This window comes from Photobacterium sp. OFAV2-7, from assembly GCF_022347985.1.
Lineage (GTDB): Bacteria > Pseudomonadota > Gammaproteobacteria > Enterobacterales > Vibrionaceae > Photobacterium.
Genome location: NZ_JAKRFQ010000138.1, coordinates 1 through 7,908, shown reverse-complemented (window position 1 = coordinate 7,908; position 7,908 = coordinate 1). Strand labels below are relative to the sequence as shown.

The window sequence follows — 7,908 nt, the reverse complement described above, 5'->3', positions numbered from 1 at the left end:
CTTATTAACGTGAATATTATATTAGCAGTCTAGTTAATAGAAAAATAACAACTGTAAGGTCGAATCAACCTTCAGAACTTTCAATAAATAAAAGTTAACAGTTAAGGAAAACTTATGAGGTTAAAATACAGTGCTGTTGCACTCGCTATTTTTGGAACTTTCTTATCTTTACCCAGTCACGCCAAAACACTGGTATGGTCTGACGAATTTGACGGCAACAAAATTGATAAGTCAGTATGGACTTATGATGTTGGTAACTCTGGTTGGGGAAATAGCGAGTTACAAACTTATACCGATGACAGTAACAATGCGTACGTTGAAGATGGCAAGCTTATTATTCAGGCTACCAAAGACGAAGAAGGCAACTTTAATTCAGCACGATTAAAATCCTTAGGACGTTTATCCTATAAATACGGCACCATTGAAGCACGTATTAAATTACCTGACCTGGATGCAGGCTTATGGCCAGCGTTCTGGCAATTAGGCAGTGATTTTGGACAATCCGGGTGGCCCGCATGCGGTGAACTGGACATTCTCGAAGCCGGAATGGCTGAGGCACTTAATGAAGGCACAGTTAACTCCAAAGTTTCTGGTGCGTTTCACTGGTGGCACGAGTCGGAAAGCTATACCGGTCAAGCAGACTACGGGCAAACCAAAAACTTAATTGACGATTTCGAACTAAATTCTGACATGCAGGATTACCATATCTACGGTATGACCTGGACACCAGACAGCATCGTTATGTGGATTGATGATGAAGCGAACGAGATCATTAGCCTTAGCACATCGGACGAAAATGGTATTGAACAAGCTGCATTCGACGAATTCCGTCAGCACAACTTTCTCATTTTGAACATGGCTGTTGGCGGCCACTTCCCTGAGATCTATGACAAGGCAGACGTTACGGCACCTATGCCAGCCAAAATGTACGTCGATTATGTACGAATCTACGACAATGATGCTAGTGATTACAGCACAGAAATCAGCACTTCCAGTGATACCGCGAAGAGTGGTGACTTAGGGGTTTATTCTGAAGGCAGCCATATCTCAGAGACCCTTCAACTGGGAAGCGATACCGAGCTGTACGTTTGGAATAATATGACTGCGGTCAGTAATTCCGGTGCCGCTGAAGGTAGTAACTTACTCGATTTTGAAATTGCCGCTGATGATTGGTACGGCATGGGATTCAACATGAACTATGACCTGAATATGATGAATTATTCGAACGGTCATTTGAATTTCCAGATGAAAACAATCAACACCGACACTATTGGTATTGGTATCGCGAGTACTGGTGGCGGCGATGCATGGGTTGATCTGGTAAATGACGGTGAATCATACGGACTAAAACGTGATGGCCAATGGCATCAAGTCAGTATTCCCCTCAGTAAATTCGGCATTGATTTTTACACAGTATCTCAAACATTTATGATTCGAGGTGGTGCCCCGTCTGAAGCCTTTGAGCTATCCATTGACGACATATACTTTACTGAAAGTGCAGACAAAATTACACCGAGCGGTAATTTCACTCTATACAGTGAGACCGTAATTGCCGATTACACCTTTGATTTAGGGACAAACGGTAACTTATATGTCTGGGAGAATACGCTTACCGATACCACGCAATCTCCTTTCGAGGGTGATGAGTCAATGTCGTACTCATCTTCTGGCGCAGGATGGTTTGGCCTAGCCTTTACTTCAGATTATTACTACGATCTCTCGGCATATGAATCAGGAAGCCTAAACTTTGCTCTGAAAACCACCTCAAATACAACTTTCTCTATTGGTATGAAGAGTGGCAGTGTCAGTGATATTGGTCAAAAATGGATTGAATTTACCAATGGTTCGGATCCTTACAACTTTGCTCGAGACGGCGAATGGCATGAAATATCGATTCCACTAAGCGATATCAGTGATGAAGTTGATCTTGCTAATGTCATTCAGCTCTTTGAGCTATTAGGTACAAATGGTGATATAAGCGATATTGAGATCGACAACATATACTTCTCCGAAGGTTCAGAAGCGGCAAGCATATCTGCTACTTCTGAATTCCAAAGTGCCACCCTGGCTATCGATGGTGACGGCGGCACCCGCTGGGAAAGTGAGCATGGTGTTGATAATGTTAGTCTGACCTATGATTTGGGAGCCAAACAATCTATCACTTCGGTAGAAATTGATTGGGAAACAGCCAATGCCGCCAGCTATGCCCTGCTTGGCAGTGTTGACGGACAAAACTGGACAAATATTGCAACTTATACAGCTCTTGATTCCGGAGAGCGCACCGATGTCATTTCAGTTGATAGCGATTATCGCTATCTGAAAATCGACTGCTCAGAACGTAATACCATTTATGGTTATTCAATTTGGGAGATCCGTGTCAACTAAGCTGTAAAGCATTTGATGATACTTATGCCCAATGGGAACATTGGGCATAATATTGATAATTTTCACCTTACTCTCAATTAATTTGGGATCACAATCTTTCAGGTTCAAGCATTGCTTAACAAACGTCAACGCTTCCAATCGATGAGAATTAAAACCCAGCAACATCCTTGATTAAGGCTATAGCTTCGCCTTTGCTACACTCTTGCGGAATCAGGTTTTCACAATCAAAGCCAAGTGGAGTAGAAAGATTGTACCAACTGGTCATCTCATCTGTACCGAATCGCTCAGAAACATCTCGTGTCCTATGCCTAAGCAGCGTTTCCTCAAGCGAAATGTCAAAGTAGAACGCGTAAACACCTGGTGTATGTTTTGTTGCCAAAGTTTGTAGTACAAGGCCAAAATGCTCTTTAATCAAATTACCTTCCAATATGACATTGTATCCGCTTTCAAGTGCCAGTGATGTGTTGTGCCAAATTAGCTTTTTAATCAGACTTAAGTTGGGTTCACTGCCACCTCCCGCAGGATTCAAAATGAAACGAAAATGATCTTGTTGGATCAGGATAGTTTGTTCGGACACTTGCTGAAAAAGCTCTGTCGCAACAGTACTTTTTCCAGATCCAGATGGACCTCTAATTATTATTAGCTTTGGCATAAATCAACTTTGCTTACAGAACCGTTTTAAGATAAATGTAAATCACATAACTTACTGATAGATAAATATTAAACCAAATTGAAAGCACTTTCCAGAGGGTGGATAATGGCAAGAATTTATTTTATTTGTGGCTTTATAGGTTCAGGAAAAACCACTTACTCCAAACAGTTGGTAAAAGACGAGCAAGCATTCCGCTTCTCAATAGATGAATGGATGATCCCTCTTTATGGTGAACATATGGAGAGAGAAATGTTCGATGCCCGAATAGCTACGTTAACCGATCTATTTAAACAATCAGCACTACAGATGCTTGAGTTAGGAGTATCCGTAATATTTGATTTTGGCTTCTGGACGAGATCGGATAGAAAAGAAATAGAAGAGTGGGCCAAGAAAGAAAAGGTTGACTATGAGCTGATCTATCTGGATGTGGACTTCGAGACATGTAGCCAAAGAGCTTTAGCTAGAAATTCAGTCAGTGGAAAGGAATCTTTTGATATGACGCCTGAAATGCTGTCCTTGTTCTGGTCTTGGTTCGAGGTTCCATCTCACAATGAAAATATTACTAAGATAAAGGTCAATGGCTGAATAGCAACTTCTTCTTTTCATAAACAGTACATCAAGCTGCAGTTAATCTACTTTAGCAAAAAAGTATCCGCCCCTTGCTCCCAAGGGCGCGGTAACCTTAAAGAAGAAAATTATTAGCATTGACCCGATGCACTTCAATTTTCACTAGGATGATATCTTAAATATCTATCCAAAATTAGCTGATACCGAATTCTGAACGCCTTCATATAAAAAGCCGATCTAGATGATCGGCTTTTCTTCAGTTATTCAGCGGTTCAATTATCAATTAGTCGCCGAGTTCAACGCCCTCTGTTAGCTACAGCAGGCAGTGATTACAACAAACCCTCAACGCGAGCCTGGTGCAAAACGATGGGATCCACGGCGGCATAAGCCGCATCCCATAGTGCACCAATATACATTCGTTCTTTTCCTTTTGCCGCGCGTTCCAATTGGTCAAGCTTTCGTAGCTCATCCAATGTTAGCGGCTGCTTAAACAGTGCTTTAGCCCTCTCTAGTTTTTCCATGTGCCTATCCTCGCAATATCAAATTGAGAAGCTAACTAGGCATAACAAGCTAGCTGGTCAGTTTAATATCACGATGGCGACATCCGTTCAGATTCGCGTCGCCTCACTCGCAAAACCATTATAAATGTAAGTGTATTTTGATGTATGAGAGATAGCGTGACTCAAGCCTCAATAGCTGAAATATTATTCACGAATTTGTCTGTAAGGTATGAGGAAGGTAAAAGGAAAGAATCGCATTATCGTTCAACAATGATAACCTCCAGTATTACTGGAGGCCTTATGGTTATCTTGCGTGACATCACTACATTTCTGGCATCGTCTCAAATTTCGGTAATGTTGGATCCATATGATCCCAGGATGCTCCACTACTGCCATACACGACCATTTCAGGCTTAAATAACTCCAAATTGTGCAAGCTCCCTACCCGAATAAACTCAAATTGTGGCATACCGCTATTTTCAGCGTAAATGTGACAACCACAGCTGGGGCAAAACCCTCTTCTTACCACATTGCCACTATCTGCAGTTTTCTCGTGATAACTAAGTTGCCCAACTATCTTTAAGCTACCTTTGGGAACAGCAATATTTGAAATATGGCCTGCCCCACTAATCTTCTGGCAGTCATTACATTGGCAGTGCCCTGCCATGATTGCACCTTCCGTGCACTCATAAGATACTGAGCCGCATAAACACTCACCAGTTAACTTTTCCATGATCTGTTCCTTAGTCACTTACGTTATTGAAGTTAAAGATAGTAATGTAACTTCAAAAACGCAAGTGACTATACTAAAATAATGAAATATTGCATTTATGGAAAACTCAATGAACAGCAATTCTTCGTTTAAGCGTTCTGGCTGCCCAATCGTGAATAGCTTAGATATTTTTGGTGATAAATGGACGCTAGTTGTATTAAGGGATCTTCATTGTGGAAAAAAAACATATAGTGATTTAGCTAATTCGCCAGAGAAAATACCAACCAATAGACTAGCTGAAAGACTAAAGCGGCTAGAAGCCGAAGAAATCATTTTAAAAGTTGCGTATCAAGAACATCCCAAAAGATATGAGTATCTATTAACGCAAAAAGGAAAAGATATCTTGCCTATCCTTCAAGAAATGGCAAGGTGGGGAAATAAATATGTTGAAGGTTCTTGGATACCACCAGAGTGGTTTATGAAAGGCTAATTTTGATCTGGCTCGACCTCAATGATAACTGCGTTATTAGTGATGAAGACGCTCTGCCAAGAATTCGACCATAACCCGAATTCTTCGGTTATATTTCACATCAGAGTGATACACCAGCCAAAATTCAAGATTAGGGATCGGTAGGCTGTCGAGCAACAATTCAAGTTCAGGAAATTGTTTGATGATTGAGAAATGAGTAACTGTAATTCCCACTCCTTGTCGCGCCATTTCTATATGCAGTGGTAAGAAATCAGTTCTGATCAAGAAATCATCGGCCTTGAACTCCCTGCCAAGGGATTGCACCTCTCGACTCATTTGCCAGTCACGATCAAATCCTAAGGTTCGGTGTGACGCTAGATCCTCAAAGCTCTGCGGACGCCCATACTTATCGAGATAATGCTTGCTAGCACAAAACTTAAGATCAATATTCGGCAACCGCCTGGCTACCAAATCAGGCTGAGTCGGACGAAACATTCGCAAAGCAATATCAGCTTCACGTTTAGTCAGGCTGGTAGCCTTATTGGAAATATCAATTTCGACCTGCACTTCTGGGTATAGGTCATTAAATTCGGCGATCAATGGCGGCAAATAATAAAGGCCAACGACTTCATTCGCACTTATACGAACATTACCTGCCAGTGAAGCATCTGCGCCTGATGCCGTGCGAACAAAACTGTTGGCCGCTTCCTGCATTGGCGTACTGCATTCAAGTAATTGTGCCCCTACATCTGTAAGTTTCAGCCCTTGAGTGCTTCTATCAAACAGAGCCACATTGAGACTCGCTTCGAGAGCAGTCATATGCCGACTTAACGTTGGCTGAGATGTCCCCAATACCTGGGCAGCTTTGGAGAGGCTGCCAGTTCGAGCAACTTCTATGAAGCTCTGTATTAAATTCCATTGTAATTTACTCATAGCGTCAGCACCCAAGCCTTATTCATTAATGCATAGCAACCATACTAAATTGAACATTCCATGACCAATTTAGAATAACCATACTTGATAACAACCTAAATATAAAAGGCTGTCATCCAATGAATACTACCTATCACAACGATACTTGCCCCAATAGCCCTGAAGCTCACCCAGTAATAATGAAATCCGCATTAGTGATTGGTTGCACAGGAGCCTTTGGCAGCGCTATCGCCAAAGAACTACTCAGTTGCGGCTGGACCGTTAAAGCATTGATGCGAAATCCTGACAAGTGCCCCACATGGCTACCTAGCAGCCAAGTTATTGAAGGGGATTGCAGATCTCTTACAGATGTTGAGAAAGCAGCTAAAGATATTGACCTGATTGTTTACGGGGCCAATCCGATATATACAGACTGGCATAAAAAAGCCGAAGCTATGTTAGAGCCCACTGCATTAGTAGCCGAAAAGCGATCATTGCATGTCTTGTTTCCTGGTAACGTGTACGCTTTCGATCCCAGCAAAACACCGACGATTTCTGAAACCTCTGAACAGTGCCCGGTAACTGACAAGGGCGTCATTCGCCAGCGAATGGAACAGCGGCTAAAACAAGCCAGTCAACGAGGTGCCACTGTCACGCTAGTTCGAATTGGTGACTTCATCGCGAAAAACTCGGAAAGCGCCATGATTAATCACCTGCTGGTTCGAATAAGAAAGAGTTGGACACTTGCCAACCCATCACCGGCCACTCACCAACATAATTTTGCCTGGTTACCAGATGTCGCAGCCAACGCAGTAGCCCTTCTTAGCCATGATAAAAGTGGATTCAATGTATGGCACGAACCTGGCATTGTAACAACACACCAGCAGTGGTTATCTGCATTTGAAAAACTCAAACTGCCAGTCAAATCGATAAAATTTCCCTGGTGAGCACTCATCCCCATCTCCTGGTTCAACCCAATGATTCGAGAAGTGTTCAAAATGCGTTACCTTTGGCAACAAACATTGCTATTGGATGGTACAAAAATGAAAACAGCACTGGGTAAGGATTATCGATGCAGTTCCCTAGCGGAAATTGTGAACGAGTTAGTAAAGGGATAACCATAGGTAATAGAGTTTCCTGTTAGCTTATTCGAAGGCAAGACATGGTGACATGTTTGTGACACAAGAAGCGATCAGATCATTGTTTTAAGTTACTCTATTCATAAAAGCAGATCACTTCAGTATCAATGCCTTCCGCTCATCAGCGTTTCGTTAGAGGGCACTCTTTGCAATAAGTTGCAAAAGGTCGTGCTCGATAAGAGTGGTGCGGATGCATTAGCCTTATGCTGATAATGGAATTTGAGGTACCAGAAAAATGAACCGATTCGACCGAGTGACATCAATATTGTTGCTACTGCAAACACGTTCAGTGGTGACAGCCCGTTTTTTATCAGAGCATTTTTCTGTTGCAGAGCGAACTATATATCGCGATATTCGCACGCTTGAAAACGCAGGTGTTCCTATTGGTTCGGAACCGGGTGTCGGGTACTTTCTCGATAAAGGTTACCACCTGCCGCCAGTGAGTTTCACGCTTGATGAGGCTGCATCCTTATTGATTGGTGAGAAACTGCTGGTATCCAGTCTTGACCCAGTCTCGCTACAAGACTACAAACATGCACTAAACAAGGTTCGTGCTATTTTAAGCGTATCGG

Annotated in this window: 9 protein-coding genes; 5 read left to right on the top strand and 4 right to left on the bottom strand. The window is 42.4% G+C overall.

The window, feature by feature from the left end; all coding sequences use genetic code 11:
- Positions 1-114 precede the first annotated feature (114 nt).
- Positions 115-2,385: a discoidin domain-containing protein gene (locus MHN01_RS09935; protein WP_239411210.1), complete on the top strand. Its 2,271-nt coding sequence runs from the start codon at positions 115-117 to the stop codon at positions 2,383-2,385.
- A gap of 148 nt (positions 2,386-2,533) precedes the next feature.
- Here the strand turns inward: MHN01_RS09935 and MHN01_RS09930 are convergent, their stop codons facing one another.
- Positions 2,534-3,037, bottom strand: a complete 504-nt coding sequence (locus tag MHN01_RS09930) for an AAA family ATPase (RefSeq protein ID WP_239411209.1) — start codon at positions 3,035-3,037, stop codon at positions 2,534-2,536.
- A gap of 105 nt (positions 3,038-3,142) precedes the next feature.
- Between MHN01_RS09930 and MHN01_RS09925 the strand changes: the two genes are divergently transcribed.
- Positions 3,143-3,622 (top strand): ATP-binding protein, encoded by a 480-nt coding sequence (locus tag MHN01_RS09925; RefSeq protein ID WP_239411208.1) that lies wholly within the window; start codon positions 3,143-3,145, stop codon positions 3,620-3,622.
- Between the two features lie 311 nt (positions 3,623-3,933).
- Here the strand turns inward: MHN01_RS09925 and MHN01_RS09920 are convergent, their stop codons facing one another.
- Together MHN01_RS09920 and MHN01_RS09915 are read right to left on the bottom strand one after the other, a co-directional pair.
- Positions 3,934-4,125, bottom strand: a complete 192-nt coding sequence (locus MHN01_RS09920; RefSeq protein ID WP_075765859.1) for a hypothetical protein — start codon at positions 4,123-4,125, stop codon at positions 3,934-3,936.
- Positions 4,126-4,426: 301 nt separating this feature from the next.
- Positions 4,427-4,837: a GFA family protein gene (locus tag MHN01_RS09915; protein WP_239411207.1), complete on the bottom strand. Its 411-nt coding sequence runs from the start codon at positions 4,835-4,837 to the stop codon at positions 4,427-4,429.
- A gap of 109 nt (positions 4,838-4,946) precedes the next feature.
- Between MHN01_RS09915 and MHN01_RS09910 the strand changes: the two genes are divergently transcribed.
- Positions 4,947-5,306, top strand: a complete 360-nt coding sequence (locus tag MHN01_RS09910) for a helix-turn-helix domain-containing protein (RefSeq protein WP_239411206.1) — start codon at positions 4,947-4,949, stop codon at positions 5,304-5,306.
- Positions 5,307-5,342: 36 nt separating this feature from the next.
- On the opposite strand, the gene MHN01_RS09905 is transcribed toward MHN01_RS09910, so the two are convergent.
- The gene (locus MHN01_RS09905) at positions 5,343-6,218 is read right to left on the bottom strand and encodes a LysR family transcriptional regulator (protein WP_239411205.1); all 876 of its coding nucleotides are present in this window, start codon (positions 6,216-6,218) and stop codon (positions 5,343-5,345) included.
- Between the two features lie 119 nt (positions 6,219-6,337).
- On the opposite strand from MHN01_RS09905, the gene MHN01_RS09900 reads away from it, so the two are divergent.
- Both MHN01_RS09900 and MHN01_RS09895 read left to right on the top strand, forming a co-directional pair.
- Entirely contained in the window at positions 6,338-7,144 is an 807-nt protein-coding gene (locus MHN01_RS09900; protein WP_239411204.1) for an NAD(P)H-binding protein, read from the top strand.
- Between the two features lie 427 nt (positions 7,145-7,571).
- The coding region (locus MHN01_RS09895; protein ID WP_239411203.1) for a YafY family protein at positions 7,572-7,908 on the top strand (337 nt) is incomplete at its 3' end.

Excerpts from the sequence above, each read along its gene's own strand:
- MHN01_RS09920 (WP_075765859.1), bottom strand. The coding sequence starts at position 4,125 with ATGGAAAAACTAGAGAGGGCTAAAGCACTGTTTAAGCAGCCGCTAACA.
- MHN01_RS09915 (WP_239411207.1), bottom strand. The coding sequence starts at position 4,837 with ATGGAAAAGTTAACTGGTGAGTGTTTATGCGGCTCAGTATCTTATGAG.
- MHN01_RS09930 (WP_239411209.1), bottom strand. The coding sequence starts at position 3,037 with ATGCCAAAGCTAATAATAATTAGAGGTCCATCTGGATCTGGAAAAAGT.
- MHN01_RS09935 (WP_239411210.1), top strand. The coding sequence starts at position 115 with ATGAGGTTAAAATACAGTGCTGTTGCACTCGCTATTTTTGGAACTTTC.
- MHN01_RS09900 (WP_239411204.1), top strand. The coding sequence starts at position 6,338 with ATGAATACTACCTATCACAACGATACTTGCCCCAATAGCCCTGAAGCT.
- MHN01_RS09905 (WP_239411205.1), bottom strand. The coding sequence starts at position 6,218 with ATGAGTAAATTACAATGGAATTTAATACAGAGCTTCATAGAAGTTGCT.
- MHN01_RS09925 (WP_239411208.1), top strand. The coding sequence starts at position 3,143 with ATGGCAAGAATTTATTTTATTTGTGGCTTTATAGGTTCAGGAAAAACC.
- MHN01_RS09910 (WP_239411206.1), top strand. The coding sequence starts at position 4,947 with ATGAACAGCAATTCTTCGTTTAAGCGTTCTGGCTGCCCAATCGTGAAT.